The 15,617-nt window shown below is 71.7% G+C and carries 10 protein-coding genes and 1 pseudogene; 8 read left to right on the top strand and 3 right to left on the bottom strand.

What is annotated here, in order from left to right; translation table 11 throughout:
• Nucleotides 1-52: 52 nt before the first annotated feature.
• From OG226_RS30345 to OG226_RS30330, 4 genes are all read left to right on the top strand, one after another.
• Entirely contained in the window at nucleotides 53-2,314 is a 2,262-nt protein-coding gene (locus OG226_RS30345; RefSeq protein WP_329350627.1) for a bifunctional glycosyltransferase/CDP-glycerol:glycerophosphate glycerophosphotransferase, read from the top strand.
• Between the two features lie 149 nt (nucleotides 2,315-2,463).
• Entirely contained in the window at nucleotides 2,464-4,695 is a 2,232-nt protein-coding gene (locus OG226_RS30340) for a bifunctional glycosyltransferase/CDP-glycerol:glycerophosphate glycerophosphotransferase (RefSeq protein ID WP_329350626.1), read from the top strand.
• Between the two features lie 7 nt (nucleotides 4,696-4,702).
• Complete coding sequence (locus OG226_RS30335; RefSeq protein ID WP_329350625.1) at nucleotides 4,703-6,925, top strand: bifunctional glycosyltransferase/CDP-glycerol:glycerophosphate glycerophosphotransferase; 2,223 nt, start codon at nucleotides 4,703-4,705, stop codon at nucleotides 6,923-6,925.
• A complete protein-coding gene (locus tag OG226_RS30330; RefSeq protein WP_329350624.1) occupies nucleotides 6,922-8,220 on the top strand; it encodes a hypothetical protein in 1,299 nt (432 codons plus the stop codon). Before OG226_RS30335 ends, OG226_RS30330 begins: the two co-directional genes overlap by 4 nt.
• A gap of 83 nt (nucleotides 8,221-8,303) precedes the next feature.
• On the opposite strand, the gene OG226_RS30325 is transcribed toward OG226_RS30330, so the two are convergent.
• Nucleotides 8,304-8,717 carry an organic hydroperoxide resistance protein gene (locus OG226_RS30325; RefSeq protein WP_019056748.1) on the bottom strand — a complete coding sequence of 138 codons (414 nt, stop codon included), beginning with the start codon at nucleotides 8,715-8,717 and terminating at the stop codon, nucleotides 8,304-8,306.
• A gap of 130 nt (nucleotides 8,718-8,847) precedes the next feature.
• On the opposite strand from OG226_RS30325, the gene OG226_RS30320 reads away from it, so the two are divergent.
• Entirely contained in the window at nucleotides 8,848-9,321 is a 474-nt protein-coding gene (locus OG226_RS30320; protein ID WP_328682921.1) for a MarR family winged helix-turn-helix transcriptional regulator, read from the top strand.
• Between the two features lie 519 nt (nucleotides 9,322-9,840).
• Here the strand turns inward: OG226_RS30320 and OG226_RS30315 are convergent.
• A complete protein-coding gene (locus tag OG226_RS30315; protein WP_329353757.1) occupies nucleotides 9,841-11,058 on the bottom strand; it encodes a hypothetical protein in 1,218 nt (405 codons plus the stop codon).
• A 112-nt stretch (nucleotides 11,059-11,170) separates the two neighbouring features.
• Nucleotides 11,171-12,067: pseudogene (locus OG226_RS51655) on the bottom strand (glycosyltransferase family 39 protein); the annotation flags it as partial.
• Between the two features lie 176 nt (nucleotides 12,068-12,243).
• Between OG226_RS51655 and OG226_RS30305 the strand changes: the two are divergent.
• The 3 genes from OG226_RS30305 to OG226_RS30295 all read left to right on the top strand — a co-directional run bounded on the left by OG226_RS30305 (nucleotide 12,244) and on the right by OG226_RS30295 (nucleotide 15,554).
• Entirely contained in the window at nucleotides 12,244-13,515 is a 1,272-nt protein-coding gene (locus OG226_RS30305) for a glycosyltransferase family 87 protein (RefSeq protein ID WP_329353550.1), read from the top strand.
• Nucleotides 13,516-13,594: 79 nt separating this feature from the next.
• On the top strand, nucleotides 13,595-14,578 hold the full coding sequence (gene galE, locus OG226_RS30300; RefSeq protein WP_329350623.1) for a UDP-glucose 4-epimerase GalE: 984 nt from the start codon (nucleotides 13,595-13,597) through the stop codon (nucleotides 14,576-14,578).
• Nucleotides 14,579-14,591: 13 nt separating this feature from the next.
• Nucleotides 14,592-15,554 (top strand): ADP-ribosylglycohydrolase family protein, encoded by a 963-nt coding sequence (locus OG226_RS30295; protein ID WP_329350622.1) that lies wholly within the window; start codon nucleotides 14,592-14,594, stop codon nucleotides 15,552-15,554.
• Nucleotides 15,555-15,617: the final 63 nt, after the last annotated feature.

Genomic DNA, 15,617 nt, shown 5'->3' with positions numbered 1-15,617 from the left:
CATCGGCCGTTCCCGGGCAGAACGCCCGCGCCGACCGACCCATGGATGTCCCTTGCCCAGGTTCAGTGTCATTGTCCCCGCGTACAAGGTGCAGGCGTACCTGCACGAATGCCTGGAATCGGTGCTCTCCCAGTCGTACCCCGATCTGGAGTTGATCGCGGTCGACGACTGCTCGCCGGACGCCTGCGGCGCGATCATCGACGAGTTCGCGGCCCGCGACGCCCGGGTGCGCGCCGTCCATCTCCCCGAGAACCAGGGTCTCGGCCGCGCCCGCAACGCCGGTCTGGAACAGGCGACCGGCGACTACCTCGTCTTCCTCGACAGCGACGACACGCTCACGCCCGACGCGCTGCGCGCGATCGCCGACCGCCTGAAGGAGACCGGCGAGCCGGACGTCCTGGTCTTCGACTACGCGCGCACCTTCTGGTCGGGCGAGGCACAACGCAACAAGGTCGCCGCCCAGTTGACCGAACAGGGCCCGGCGCCCTTCCGGCTGGAGGACCGCCCCGGGCTCCTGCGGGTCATCATGGTGGCCTGGAACAAGGCGTACCGACGGGAGTTCGTCGAGCGCGAGGGCTTCGCCTTCCCGCCCGGCTACTACGAGGACACCCCGTGGACCTACCCGGTCCTGATGACGGCGGAGACGATCGCGACCCTCGACCGGGTCTGCGTCCACTACCGCCAGCGCCGCCAGGGAAACATCCTCGGCACCACCAGCCGTAAGCACTTCGACGTCTTCGACCAGTACGACCGGGTCTTCGCGTTCGTCGACGCGCGCCCCCGACTCGCCCAGTGGCGGCCGGTGTTGTTCCGGCGCATGGTCGACCACCTCGCGACGGTGTTCACCAAGCCCGACCGGCTGCCGCGCGGCACCCGCGCCGAGTTCCTGCGCAAAGCCCGCGCGCACTACCGCCGTTACCGCATCCCCGGCACCCCGGTCCCGCTGCGCACCCGGATGCGCCACACGCTCGTCCACTTCGGCGTCCACCGCACGTTCCGCGCCCTGCAGAAGGCGATGAGCTGGCGCCGCAGCGCGGTCAAGCTCACCGCGAAGGCCCTGCGCGCACTCAGGGCGGCGATCCTCCAGCTCCACTACCGCGTCCAACTCCGGCTCCCGCTCAGGGATCACGCGGTCTTCGCCGCCTACTGGGGACGCGGCCACAGCTGCAACCCGGGGGCGCTGGAGAGCGCGTTCCGCACCCACGCCCCGCACATCCGCACCGCGTGGATCGCCCGCCCCGAGCACCACCACACGATCCCGGCCGTCACCCGCAGGCTGCGCCCGGACACCGCCTCCTACTGGACGGCGCTGGCCCGCTCCAAGTACCTGGTGAACAACGTCAACTTCGACCGCCGGCTGGTCAAGCGTCCCGGCCAGGTCATGATCCAGACCCAACACGGCACCCCGCTCAAGCACATGGGCCTCGACCTCCAGGAACGCCCGGCAGCGGCACGGGACATGGACTTCGCCGAACTCCTCAAGGGCGTCGACAAGTGGGACCACGTCCTGTCCGCCAACCGCCACACCACCCTGACCTGGGAGCGCGTCTACCCCGGCAGCTACACCACGCTCGCCTACGGCTACCCGCGCAACGACGTGTTCCAGCAGGCGACTTCGGCCGACGTCACCCGGCTGCGCGAGTCCCTCGGCATCCCGCAGGACACCATCGCCCTGCTCTACGCCCCGACCCACCGCGACTACCGGCGCGTCCAGCGCGCCCACCTCGACCTCGACCGCGTCCTGCGCCGCCTCGGCCCGCGCTTCGTCGTGCTGGCCCGCGCCCACTACTGGCACGACGGCCCGCTCGCCGCCCACGCGACCGGCCGGATCATCGACGTCACCGACCACCCCAGCGTCGAGTCGCTCTGCCTCGCCTCCGACGCGCTGGTCACCGACTACTCGTCCCTGATGTTCGACTACGCCAACCTCGACCGCCCGATCGTCATCCACGCCGACGACTGGGAGGCCTACGAGGCGGCCCGCGGCACCTACTTCGACCTGCGCGCCTTCCCGCCGGGCGCGGTCGCCCGCAGCGAGGACGAACTGATCGACATCTTCGCGACCGACCACTGGCGCGGCTCCCGCTCGGCCCAGCTGCGCGCCGCGTTCCGCGAGCGCTTCTGCCCCTACGACGACGGCCGCGCCGCCGAACGCGTCGTACGCCACGTGGTGTTGGGCGAGACCGGCCTCCCGCCGGTCGTGCCGCTCGCCGAGCGCCACCCGGTGCCGTCGACCGCCGCGAGCCCCACGCGCTCCCCGCTCGCCACCGTGCCGCAGCCCGCGGCGTCCCAGCCCGTCACCGACCGCCTCTGAACGCCGTTCCCACACCGGGGAGTTCACATGCCCTCAAGCCCGTCACGTCCCACCCCGACCCGCCCGACCACCTGGCGCCCGACCGGACGCCCCAGGGCCTGCCGCGCGCACTGACCCGGCCCCCTCCGCACCACGGGAGAAAGAACAGAATGCCCCGCTTCAGCATCATCGTCCCGTCCCACGGGGTCGCCGGCCGGCTGTCCCTGGCCCTGGACTCGGTCCTCGCCCAGTCCTACGGCGACTTCGAGCTGATCCCCGTCTGCGACGCCCCCGGCTCCCCGGCCGCCGACGTCGCCACCGGCCACGCCGGGCGGGACTCCCGGGTGGCGCCGGTCAACTCGCCACCCTCCGCAGGCCTGAGCGGGGCCCGCAACACCGGGCTACGGGCGGCGACCGGCGCCCACGTCCTGTTCCTGGACGGCGACGACACCCTCGCCCCGGGCGCGCTGGCCGCGCTGGACGCCCGGCTGACAAAGACCGGTGACGTCGACGTCCTGTACTTCGAGCACGAGCGCACCCCGTGGTGGGAGGGCGAGCCCACCAACCCGGCCGCCCCGCTGCTCGCGAAGACCCCGGCGGGCGCCTTCTCCCCCTCCCAGGCACCGCAGTTGACCGGCGTGCAGCTCCCGGCGTGGAGCGCGGCCTACCGCCGCGCCTTCCTCACCGAGCACCGACTCACCTTCCCCGAGGGCCGGTTCACCGACCTCGGCTGGGGCGGCCTGGTCACCGTCGCCGCCGAGCGCGTGGCGGTCCTGCGCTCGGTGGTCGTACGGCATCTGCTGCGCAGGCAGGGCAGCCGGCTCAACCTGCCCGGCGAGCACCACCATCAACTGCTCGACCAGGTGGAGTTGGTGCTCGGCGCGGCCCAGGGTCTGGCTCCCGAGCGGTCGCACGCGCTGTTCGAGCAGCTCTTCGCCGTGGTGCTGAAGACCGCCTCGCGGCCCGAGCGCCTCCCCTCCGGGCACCGCGCCTTCTTCCGCCGGGCCGGACGGCTGTACCGGAGTCACCGGCCCGCCGATTTCCACGCGCCGGGCGGGAGTCTGGGAGTGCAGCACCGGCTGTTGGCGTCGGGGGCGTACACGGCGTTCAAGGCGCTGCGCGGCGCCAACCGGTCGGTGGTGGGGGCGGCCATGGGGGTCCCCCCGAGTCGAGCGAAGTCGAGAGCTTGGGGGAGGGTCCCGCGCCCCCGGATGCTCCGCACCCGGCTCCTCTACGCCCGCGCCCTGCGCCGTCGCCTCGACCCCAACCTGGCTGTGTACTGCGCCTATTGGGGACGCGGCTACGCGTGCAGCCCGGCCGCGATCCACGCCAAGGCGCGTGAACTCGCCCCGCACATCCGCTCGGTGTTCCTGGTCGAGCCGGACGCGGTGGACGCCGTACCGAAGGGTGTCGAGCACGCCGTCATCGGCAGCCGGAAGTACTGGGAGGTGCTGGCGCGGGCCAAGTACCTGGTGAACAACGCCAACTTCGCGGAGGGCGTCGTCAAACGGCCCGGCAGCGTGCACGTCCAGACGCAGCACGGGACCCCGCTGAAGAAGATGGGCGTCGACCAGTCGACGTACCCGGTGGTGGCCGCCGCGACCGGCAGCTTCGCCAAGTTGCTGGGCCGGGTGGATCGTTGGGACTACAACATCTCCTCCAACCGGCACTCCACCCAGATGTGGGAGCGCGCTTTCCCGGGCTCGTACGAGGCGTTGGAGTACGGCTATCCGCGCAACGACGTCTACTACACGGCGACGGCGGACGAAGTGGCCCGTGTCCGGGCGGAGTTGGGGGTCCCGGAGGGCAAGACGGCCGTCCTGTACGCGCCCACCCACCGCGACTACCAGACCGGCTTCGACACGGGCCTCGACCTGGATGCCTTCTGCGCGGCGGCCGGCGACGACGTGGTCGTGCTGCTGCGCGCCCACTACTTCTACGACCAGGGCCGCGCGAAGAGCAGCGGCCGGATCATCGACGTGACCGGCCACCGCTCCTCCGAGGACGTGTGCCTGGCCGCCGACGCGCTGGTCACGGACTACTCGTCGATCATGTTCGACTACGCCAACCTCGACCGGCCGATCGTCGTGTACGCCGACGACTGGGAGGTCTACCGGGAGACGCGGGGCGTCTACTTCGACCTCATGGAAGCGCCGCCGGGCCCGGTCGCCCGCACGCCCGAGGAGCTGGCGGAGGTGTTCCGCGACGGCTCGTACGCGGGGGCGGAGTCCAGCGCCCTGCGGGCCGAATTCCGGTCCCGTTTCTGCGAGTTCGACGACGGACTGGCCGCCGAGCGGGTCGTACGCCGGGTGTTCCTCGGCGAGCCGCCGGAGACCGTGCCGCCCGTGGTCCCGCTCTCGGAGCGCGTCCCGGCCCCCGCCGCCACCCTCGTAAGGAGCTGAACCCGAAGTGCCCCGCTTCAGCGTCATCGTCCCCGTCTTCAAGGTGCAGGGCTTTCTGCGCGAGTGCCTCGACTCGGTTCTGGAGCAGTCGTACCAGGACATCGAGGTGATCGCCGTGAACGACTGCTCGCCGGACGGGTGCGGCGCGATCCTCGACGAGTACGCGGCCCGCGACCCGCGTGTGCAGGTCCTGCATCTGCCGGAGAACGTCGGCCTCGGCCGCGCCCGCAACGCCGGAATGCCCCTGGCCACCGGCGACTTCCTGTTCTTCCTCGACAGCGACGACACCCTCACGCCGGGTGCCCTGCGCGCGATGGCCGACCGGCTCGACGCCAGCGGCGACCCGGATGTCCTGGTCTTCGACTACGCGCGCACCTACTGGTGGGGCGGCACCCGGCGCAACGTTCTCGCGCACGTCCTCACGGAGGTCGACGGCACCTTCACGGTCGCCGAACACCCGGAGATCCTCGACCTGTTGATGGTCGTGTGGAACAAGGTGTACCGCCGGGAGTTCGTGCACAAGCACGCCTTCGAGTTCCCGCCGGGCTACTACGAGGACACGCCCTGGACGTTCCCGGTGCTGCTCAGCGCCGAACGGATCGCCACCCTCGACCGGATCTGCCTGAACTACCGGCAGCGGCGCCAGGGCAACATCCTGTCCACCACCAGCCGCAAGCACTTCGACGTCCACGACCAGTACGAGCGGGTCTTCGCGTTCGTCGACTCCCGCCCGGAGCTGGCGAGTTGGCTGCCGTACCTGCACCGCAAGATGGCCGAGCACTGTCTCGACATCCTCGCCAAGCCGGACCGGCTGCCCCCGTCCGACAAGGCCGAGTTCTTCCGTCGTACGGCCGAACTGTTCGCCAGGCACAAGCCGGTGGGCGCGAAGGCGGACGCCGAAGTCCGTGCCCTGGAAGGCAGTTACGCGCGGTACCGGGTGCGGCGGCAGGCGGGGCGGGCCGCCCGGCAGCTCGAACGCCGGGCGTCGCAGGCCCGCAAATCGGCGGCCGGACGGGTCAAGGGCGGCTGGGGCGCGCTGCACGCCCGCCGTTCGCTGGACCCCAACCTCGTCGTGTACTCGGCCTTTTCGCACCGCGGGGTCCTCGGCGACCCGGCCGCCGTCTACTACAAGGCGCGGGAGATCGCCCCGCAGCTGAGGGGCGTGTGGGTCGTACAGGACGCGGAGCAGGCCGCGTTGCTGCCGCCGGATGTCGAGCACGTCCTCCTCAACACCCTGCGGTACCGCCAACTCACCGCCCGTGCAACGTATTTCGTGAACAACGTCAACTGGCCCGGCACCCTCACCAAGCGCCCCGGCAGCGTCCACATCCACACCCACCAGGGCACCCCGCTCAAGTACATGGCGGCCGACCTGCTGGACAAGCCCGGCGGGCGCTTCGGCGTCGACGTACCGCAGATGCTGCGCCGGGCCGACCGCTGGGACCACAGCCTCGTCGCCAACCGGCACTCGGAGCTGGTGTGGGAGCGGGCGTATCCGTGTCACTTCGCCTCGGCGCGGACGGGGAGCCCGCGCAACGACGTTCTCGTCGGCGCGACTCCCGCAGCGGGGGCGGCAGTTCGGGAACGGTTCGGCATCCCCGCCGGGAACACCGTCGTGCTGTACGCGCCGACCCGCCGCGAGTACGTCCGGGGCGGGCATGTCGACCGGCTGGACCTGGCCCGGTTCGCCGAGGATCTCGGCCCGGAGCACACCCTCGTCGTCCGGCTGCACCCGTCCCTCGCGACCGGACCCGCGCGCGGGATGGGCCTCGCGGACCTGCACCGGCGCGGGGTCCTGGTCGACGCGACCGACGAACCCTCCGTGGAGGACGTCATGTTGGCGTCCGACGCGCTCGTCACCGACTACTCAGCCCTGATGTTCGACTACGCCACCCTCGACCGGCCGATCGTGCTGCACGCCGACGACCGGGAGGCGTACGCGGCCAGCCGGGGTACCTACTTCGACGTCACCGCCGCGCCACCGGGTCATGTGTCCGGTTCCTACCGGGAGTTGGCGTGGGTGTTCGCGTCGGGTGCCTGGCGGGACGACGACTCGACGCGGCTGCGGGCCGAATTCCGGTCGCGGTACTGCGAGTTCGAGGACGGGAAGGCCGCGGAGAGGGTCGTACGGACCCTGCTTCTGGGCGACGGGGGCCGGCTGCCGCAGGCCGAGCCCGGTGCGCGGGTGCCCTCTCCTGCCAGTGGGCACGACCAGTTGGCGTCCTCATGAGGCCGCGTACCTGGGTGCTGGTGCTGGCCGCGGTGTTCGCGGTGCTCCAACTCGCCAATGTCACCGGGCGGGCGACCCCCGACACGAAGAACTACCTGTCGTACGCGATGAGTCTGCGCGGGGCGAGCGAGCGTGAGGCGGCGACCGTCGCCATCGACTACAGCTGCGCGAGCCAGGGGGCGAACGCGCGGCGCGACCAGAGCGTGAACCCGCTGAACTTCCACGGCAAGGACCCGGCCGCGCGGGTCGCGAAGAAGTGCCGGGACGCGGAGTGGCGGCGGGTGAACGCGCGGCTGCAGGCAGGGCAGACGGGCGGGTTCATCACGCCGTTCACGTCCGAGCGGTTCATGCGGATCTTCGAAGTGCGGCCCGGTTACCCGGTGTTCCTGGTGCCGTTCGTGACGCTGCTCGGGCCGGTCTGGGGGATGTGGTCGGCGAGTGTCGTCCTCACGGTCGGGGGTGGGATCCTTGTCTTCCTGATCCTGCGCACGTTGTCCGTGTCGGTGCCGCTCGCGCTGACCGGGCAGGCCCTCTACTACGTGCTGCCGTGCGGGACGACCTCGATGCGGCCGATGACCGAGGGGCTGATGACGGCCCTGACGCTGGCCGCGGTGTGGGGCTGCGCGCTCGTGCTGAAGGGGCAACGTACGCGTGTCGGGCTCTCGTTGGTCGGCGGTTCGTTGGTGCTTCTCTTCACCGTCAAGCACTCGCAGTCCCTGTTCCTCGGGCTGTGCCTGGCCGGTGCGGGTGCGGTGGTCGCCGTAGGGCGAATGCGGCGTGGGCGGGCGCCGGGGCGGGCGTTGGTGACGGTCGCCGTGCTCGGGGCAACTGCCGCGCTGGGCACGCTGGTTCTGGCGAGTGCGCTCCACTATCCGTCCCAGACCGACAGTCTTCAGGACCTGCTCACCGATCACTATGCCCGGCCCGACCGCACGCGGCTGTGGCCCGAATTCCTGCACCTGGAAGCGGACTTCTGGCTGGAGTGGACGCGGCAGCAGTTGTGGCAGCCGATGCTTGTGGCCGCGCTGGGTGCGGGGGCGTGGGGTGCGGTGCGGCGGCCGGCGTTCGGGGTGTTCCTGATCGGGGCCGCGTTCACGGGGATTCTCACGCAGGCCGCGCATCCCGATATCAGCGTGTGGGGTGGGCGGTTGATCGTGCTGGTGTGGTTGTTGCCGGTGGTGGGGGTGCCGTTGTTGCTGGAGGGTGTGGTGCGGGGGAAGGCGGCAGGGGCCGTACCCGTGCCGACGCCGGTGCCGGGGCAGGGACTTGGGGAGCACGCCCACTCGTTGCGGTGAGGTGAGGTGCGGTACGACGAGGTGGCCGACGGCGCGTATGCCGTCGGCCACCTTTGCGCCGGGTCACGGGAGGGTCGTAGCGACTACTCGATGACGAGGTCGACCTCGATGTTGCCGCGGGTGGCGTTCGAGTAGGGGCAGACCTGGTGGGCGGTCTCGACCAGCTTGCGGCCGGTCGCCTCGTCCACGGTGTCGGGAAGCTCGACGCGGAGGGTCACCTTGAGGCCGAAGCCCTCGCCCTGCTTGCCGATGCCGACCTCGGCGGTCACGGCCGCGTCGGTGACGTCGACCTTCGCCTGCCGGCCGACGAGGCCGAGGGCGCTGCCGAAACAGGCGGCGTAACCGGCGGCGAAGAGCTGCTCAGGGTTGGTGCCCTGGCCGTTGCCGCCCATCTCGACCGGAATGCCGAGCTGAAGGTCGATCTTGCCGTCGTTGCTGACCGCGCGGCCGTCACGGCCGTGGGTGGCGGTGGCTACGGCGGTGTAGATCGCGTCCATGGAAACCATCCCTCTCGGAAGTCTGTACGGGGGTGGCCGGTCCGGGTGTCCGGACCGCCTCACAGAGAGAAGTAGAGCACACAATTCAATTGCACACAACTAAATGGCCCACTAGCGCTATCCTGGGGGCATGACCACCACTCCCGCCGCCTCTCCCAGCACCGACTGGCTCCGCCTCGACCAGCAGATCTGCTTCTCCCTGAACGCCGCGTCGCGTGCCTTCGGGGGTGTGTACCGGGTGATCCTCAAGGATCTCGGGCTCACGTATCCGCAGTACCTGGTGATGCTGGTGCTGTGGGAGCACGGCGAGCTGCCCGTCAAGAAGCTCGGCGAACACCTGCGGCTCGACTCCGGCACGCTGTCCCCGCTGCTCAAGCGGCTGGAGACGGCGGGTCTGGTACGGCGTGAGCGCAGCGTCCGTGACGAACGGTCGGTGGAGGTGCGGCTCACGGACGAGGGGGTCGCGCTGCGCGAGCGGGCGGTCGAGGTGCCTCGGCGCATCCTGGGGGCGACGGGGTTCGACCTTGACGAGATCCGGGCGCTGCGGGAGCGGCTTGACCAGCTCACGGGGGCGTTGGATTCGGCGACGTTGGACGAGGCGTAGGTGTAGGTGTAGGTGTAGGTGCCGGCTGGTTCGGCTGCGTGGATTGCGGGGGCATTCGGCGGATGTAGAGGGCGAGCTTCACTCGCCCTCGTACGTACTCCTGTCTTCGCGCGAACTCCCCGTCCACGACGTCGAGTTTGACCCGGTCGGTCGGGTCGCCGGGTACCCAGCGCGAGGGCAGCAGATTCGACTGCGCGACGATCCAGACCCGGTCCACCCCGGCGAGCCGCGCCCTCAACTCACCCGGCCCCACCTCCCGTCCGCTGAGCGTCCCCGACCTCGCCCCCGACTCCCCCAACGCCAGATCCCGGGCCCCTACGAACGGCCCCGGATACGCCAGCGCCGTCACCCGCCAGAACGAGGGCAGGAACAACACCGGTTCACCTGGGCGGAGTTCACGCCCGGCGAGGGTGGAGACGGCGGCGAGATTCTCGGGGCGGTGGGCGGCGGAGCGGTCGTCGCGGTAGGCGGGGAGGCTGTGGAGGAAGGGGGCGGTTGCGGCTAGGACGCCGGCGAGGGTTACGAGGTTGGCGCGGGTGGCGAGGTGGGTGCGGCGGGGTGGGCGGCGGTCGGTCGCGGGGCGGCTGGTGCCGGACCGTAGGAGGGTCGTACGGTCAACTCCGATGAAAGATGGGTGGCTTGTGGCTGCGGCTGTGGCCCGGATCCCGCCTCCAGCTCCGGCTTCGCCTGCGCTTGCGGCTCTGCCTCGGGGCCCGGCTCCGACTGCGGCTCCGTATCGGGCTCCGACTGTGACACCGGCTCCCCGTTCGGCTGCGGCTCGGACGCCGCCTCCAACTCCGGCTTCGACTCTGTCTCCGGTTCCGGTTCCGGCTTCGGCTCTGTCTCGGGTTCCGGCTCGGGGCGCGGCTCCGACTCCGGCTGCGGGTCCGGCTCCCAGTCCGGCTGCGGGTCGGGCGCCGCCTCTAACTCCGGCTTCGGCTCTGTCTCGGGGCCCGGCTCCGACTCCGGCTGCGGGTCCGGCTCCCAGTCCGGCTGTGGGTCGGGCGCCGCCTCCAGCTCCGGCTTCGGCTCTGTCTCCGGTTCCGGCTCGGGGCCCGGCTCCGACTCCGACTGTGGCACCGGCTCCCAGTCCGGCTCCCAGTCCGGCTGTGGGTCGGGCGCCGTCTCCAGCTTCGGCTCTGTCTCCGGTTCCGGCTCGGGGCCCGGCTCCGACTCCGACTGTGGCACCGGCTCCCAGTCCGGCTGCGGGTCCGGCTCCCAGTCCGGCTGTGGGTCGGGCGCCGTCTCCAGCTTCGGCTCTGTCTCCGGTTCCGGCTCGGGGCCCGGCTCCGACTCCGACTGTGGCACCGGCTCCCAGTCCGGCTGCGGGTCCGGCTCCCAGTCCGGCTGTGGGTCGGGCGCCGTCTCCAGCTTCGGCTCTGTCTCCGGTTCCGGCTCGGGGCCCGGCTCCGACTCCGACTGTGGCACCGGCTCCCAGTCCGGCTGCGGGTCCGGCTCCCAGTCCGGCTGCGGCTCGGGCGCCGTCTCCAGCTCCGGCTCTGTCTCCGGTTCCGGCTCGGGGCCCGGCTCCGACTCCGGCTGCGGGTCCGGCTCCCAGTCCGGCTGTGGGTCGGGCGCCGCCTCCAGCTCCGGCTTCGCCTGCGCTTGCGGCTCTGTCTCGTACGTCGGCTCGGGTCCTGGGTTCTTCCAGGGCTTCGGATGCGGCTTCGTCCCTGGCGTCGGCTTGGGCTGCGACTCCGGCTCCTGTCCTACGGTCGTCCCCCAGGCGGTGACCAACCCCGCTCACCGCACCCGCCGACTCGCGGCGACTCCCGGCCCCAACGACCATCCGCTCGACCTCTGTGCGCCGACCGGTCGGCACGCCCCGTGCCTCCAGCCACAGCCACCTGAGTGCCCCCACCACCCGGTCCGCCCCCGCCGCCACCAGCAACGGCGCCCCCGCGAGCGCATACAGCACGTACCGCTCGTGGAACAAGGGCCTGAATTGAGACACCGTCAGCAGGAGGACCGGCGGTACCAGGAGCAACGGCAGGGCTACCGACGTGAGGCGGTTGGAGCCGAGGCCCAGGAGGATCAGGAGGAGTGAGGCCCAGAAGACGATGCCGGTCGGGGCGACGGCGAGGAAGTCGCGGGCGAGGCGTTCGGTCGTGTCCCAGTCCGGGATCCTCAGCCAGGCCACCTGCGCGGACTGGCGTTGGGAGACCCAGGCCAGGGGCAACAGGGCGCCCCCCGCCACACCGGCCGAACGGCCCCAGCCGAGCCACGTCGCCCTGGGCGCCCGCGCCGCCGCCAGCGTCAGTGCGTGGGCGCAGAGCACCAGGACCGCGAACTCGTGCAGGAGGAAGGTCACGGCGAGGACAGCGCCGTACGGCCACCACGAACGCCCCTCCAACGCCCGTACCAGGAGCAGCGTCGCCCACGCCACGCCCGCCGCGACAAGGGCGTAGGAGCGGCCTTCCTGGGCGTAGTGGCCGGTCAGCGGGGTGATCGCGTAGAGGAGGCCGGCCCAGAGGCCGACGCGGGGGCGGGCCAGGCGGACGCCGAGGGCCGCGACGAGGCCTGCCGTGGCCGCCGCGCCGCACACCGATGGCAGGCGCAGGGTCACCTCACCCGGGTGGACGGCGAGGACGGCGTGCATGAGCAGGTAGTACAGGCCGTGCACCGCGTCGACGCCGTGCAACAGGTGCCAGATCTGCGGCACCGTGCGCCGCCCGACCAGGAACGTGACACCCTCGTCGCCCCACATCCCGCCGCGGTCGAGCCCCCACAGCCCCAGCGCGAGCATGACGACCACCGGCACGACCACGGCCACGACCCCCGCACGCGTCCGTCGCCCGTGCCTGTACTCACCCTCACCTTGGCTGTCCACCTGGCTGATTTTGTACTGTTAGCAAGCTCTTACCGACGATTGACGGTGTATTAGCATTCCTGCGGCATTCGCCCGGCTTACGATCCGCCATGATGAACGCCGCCCGCAGACACCGTCTCCTCGCCCTCACCCTCGCCTGGCTCGCCACCCGTGCGGGGATGCTGCTCCTCCTCGCGTACAACGGCCTCCCCCTGCTCGGCCACGGTGGGGTCGCACGGGAGGTGTGGCGGCTGTACCACCACTGGTACGGCGTCCTCTCGCACGGCGCGTTCCCGGCGCACGACCCGTTGTGGCAGTACCCGCCGGGCGCCGGCCCCGTCCTCCTGGCCCCCGCGCTGCTGCCGGACCTGACGTACTTCCAGGCCTTCGTCGTCCTCACCCTCGCGACCGATGCCGTGATCACGCTGACCCTGGCCCGCGCGGGCACCCGCCCCGGCCACAGCCTGCGCGGCGCCGCGTACTGGATCGCCTGCCTCCCCCTCCTCCTGCACATGCCCCTCGTCCGCTACGACGTGCAGGTCACGGCGTTCGCCGTCATCTCCCTGTTGACGTTGTCGCGCTCCACGCGCGTGTGCGGCGCGTTCGCCGCGCTGGGCGCGCTGGTGAAGGTGTGGCCGGCGCTGGTGCTGCTGGGGATGCCGAGGGGGCGGACCACGCGGTCGGTGTGGTCGTGGGCGGTGGGGACGGGGGCCTTGTCGCTCATGTCTCTCGTGGTCTTGTTCAACAATCCCTTCGCCTTCCTGCGCCAACAGGGCGGCCGGGGCGTACAGATCGAGTCGCTCGGCGGCACGGCCCTCGGCCTGGCGACCCACGTCGGCTGGCCGGGCCAGGTGCACTACCGATACGGCGCGATGGAGTTCACGGGGCCGTACGTCTCCTCCGTGACCGACGCCTCCCTCGCGCTCACGGCGGTCGCCTTCGGGCTCCTGCTCTGGTGGCGGCTCCGGGCCCGCCGCTGGACCGACGCGACCCCGTACGACGCCGCGCTGAGCGCCGTCCTGCTGTTCACCGTGACCAGCCGGGTGATCAGTCCCCAGTACATGATCTGGCTGCTCGGCCTGGCCGCCGTCTGTCTGACCTCGCGGCTCACGACCCAGCGCGCGACGGCCGCGCTGATCGTGGCGGCGACCGCGGTCAGCTCCGTCGAGTTTCCCGTCCTGTACCTCGACGTCATCCACTCCACCTGGACGGGCTGTGCCCTGATGGTCGTACGCAATGGCCTGCTGGCCGCCGCGGCCGTCCTCTCGTTCGTCCGTCTGTGGCGGTCGTCGAGGCCGCTCCCGGCGACGACGCACGCGCGCGTGCAGTCCCCCGGCCCCTACGGGGAGTCCCAGCAGCTGACCTCGGCACACTCCGGCGCCTGATTGACTGAGGCCCGGAACGCGTGGGGGACGCACCGCGCGCGGGTCGAACGACATCCAGTGACGGAGGGGACGGCCGCACATGACCTGGCTGATCACCGGCGGCGCCGGCTACATCGGAGCGCACGTCGTGAGGGCGATGACCGAGGCGGGCGAACAGGCGGTCGTCTACGACGACCTGTCCACCGGCATCGCCGAGCGCGTGCCCGACGGCGTGCCCCTGGTGGTGGGTTCGACCCTGGACGCGGAACGGGTGGCCCGCACCCTCGCCGACCAGGACGTCACCGGAGTCGTGCATCTGGCGGGGAAAAAGCAGGTCGGCGAGTCGGTGGACCTGCCGTTGCACTACTACAGGGAGAACGTCGAGGGCCTGCGCGTCCTCCTGGAGGCGGTCACCACGGCCGGCGTCCCGTCCTTCGTCTTCTCGTCCTCGGCGGCCGTCTACGGCATGCCGGACGTGGAGCTGGTGACGGAGGAGACGCCCTGCGTCCCGATGTCGCCGTACGGCGAGACCAAGCTGGCCGGCGAGTGGCTGGTCCGCGCGACGGGCAGGGCGACCGGCCTGTCGACGGCCTCCCTGCGCTACTTCAACGTGGCCGGCGCCGGCGCACCCGAACTCGCCGACGTCGGCGTCTTCAACATCGTCCCCATGGTCTTCGAGAAGCTCACCGAGAACGCGCCCCCGCGCATCTTCGGCGACGACTACGCCACCCCGGACGGCACCTGCGTCCGCGACTACATCCACGTCGTGGACCTGGCCGAGGCCCACGTCGTCGCCGCCCGCGCCCTCCAGGCCTCCCCCGGCCGCGCCCTGACCCTCAACATCGGCCGCGGCGAAGGCGTTTCGGTCCGCGAGATGATCGACCTCATCAACGCGGTCACCGGCTACGACCGCCCCCCGACCGTCCACCCCCGCCGCCCCGGCGACCCGGCCCGCGTCGTCGCCTCCGCCGACCGCATCACCACCGAGCTGGGCTGGAAGGCCAAGCACGACGTCCAGGACATGATCGCGTCGGCCTGGGAGGGGTGGGTGCGGTTGCATCCGGGGGCCGCGCGGTCTGGATGAACACGGGGGACTGATGAACTCCGGCCCTGTGGACGGCTGTTCGCGATCGGAACGCGCTCTGGGCGCCGTCCTCGGCTCCGCTGTCGGTGACGCGCTCGGCGCGCCCTTCGAGTTCGGTCCCGAAGGCGCCTTCTCCGTCCGTTTTCCGGTGCCCGGTCATGGCGGCGAGATGTGCGGGGGCGGCGGCTGGGACCCGGGCGAGGCGACCGACGACACGCAGATGGCCGTACTCGTCGCGGAGTCGCTGCTGGAGTGCGGCGGGCTCCAACTCCCGGACATGTTCCGGCGGTTCCGGCAATGGGCGGCCGCCGACCCGAAGGACATCGGGCTGCAGACCGAGGCCGTACTGGGCAGCGGCGACCCCTGGGACCAGGCCGCCGCCCTGCACCTCCAGACGAGCCAACGGGGCGCCGGGAACGGTGCGTTGATGCGCGCCGCCCCGTCGGCCGTCCACTTCGCGCGCGCGGGACGCGACGCCACGACGGACGCCGCCCGCCGCATCGCCGCCCTCACCCACGGAGACCGCGCGGCCTGGGAAGGCACCGCCGTCCTCCACGAGTTGACACGCGTCGCACTGAACGGCGGCGACCCACTGGACGCCGTCGCGGAGACCCTCCGGTCCGTCCACCCCGACCATCAGGAGCGCTACCGCGTCGTCCTCGCCCCGGACTGGCACCCCGACCTGGCGACGGAGTTCAACGGGGCCGTCTGGCCCTGCCTCGGCTCCGCCGTCTGGGCCCTGCGGACCACGTCCTCCTACGAGGACGCCGTACGCGCCGCGATCGACCTCGGCGGCGACACGGACACCGTCGCCGCCCTGACGGGCGGCCTCGCCGGCGCGGTGTACGGCAGCACGGCGATCCCCGAACGCTGGACCGAGGTCCTGCACGTACCACTGCCGGGGTTCAGCGGGCGGGTGCTGCGCGCGGCTGAACTCGGGGAGCTGGCGCGGCGGTTGGACCACGGGGGCGGCTGACTCACCGGTCGACCGAGAGGCGCGGGAGAGAGGGAGTCGGGGAGCCGGCGGGTACGGCGGAGG

Source organism: Streptomyces sp. NBC_01261, from assembly GCF_036226385.1.
Taxonomy (GTDB): domain Bacteria; phylum Actinomycetota; class Actinomycetes; order Streptomycetales; family Streptomycetaceae; genus Streptomyces.
Note: the sequence above shows the minus strand (reverse complement) of the source record. Positions and strands in the feature narration are given on the sequence as shown.